At 51.1% G+C, this 538-nt stretch carries 1 protein-coding gene; it reads right to left on the reverse strand.

Going from position 1 to position 538, the window contains the following annotated elements:
• A partial coding sequence (locus tag ACRD7P_RS21055; protein ID WP_430909784.1) for an AMP-binding enzyme occupies window positions 1-516 on the reverse strand: 516 nt, incomplete at its 3' end.
• Window positions 517-538 lie beyond the last annotated feature (22 nt).

Consider the following 538-nt stretch of genomic DNA (forward strand, 5'->3'; position numbering starts at 1 on the left):
CTTCCCGTTATTTGTCAGCGGCAACCCCTCCAACTCGACCCATACCCGGGGTACCATGTATTCCGGCAAACGCTCTTCCAATGACCGTTCGAGCTTGTGCCTGTCCGGTTTTTCATCGGTAACGATATAACCGATCAATCGTTTGTTGCCGTCCGGACCTTCCTTTACCAAAACGCAACAGTTCTTTATCCCTGATTGATCTAGTAGGCTACTCGCTATCTCACCTAGCTCGATACGGTGTCCCCGTATCTTTACCTGGTCGTCGTTCCTGCCCATATACTCAAGATTGCCATCCGCGGACCACCTGGCCATATCGCCCGTTTTATAAACGCGCCCATTCTTTTGGAAAGGGTCCTCCATAAAATGTGCCGCTGTTTTCAGCGGATCGTTCAGATAACCCCTACCCACACCTATACCGGAGACCCACAACTCCCCGATAACCCCTATAGGGCATACTTGACCTGATCGGTCGACCACATACAAACCGGTATTGGCAATGGGCTTTCCTATAGGCACGCTTTGTGAGGAGGGAATACTG

Origin of the sequence: Maribacter sp. 2-571 (assembly GCF_050589625.1) — a bacterium.
GTDB lineage: Bacteria > Bacteroidota > Bacteroidia > Flavobacteriales > Flavobacteriaceae > Pelagihabitans.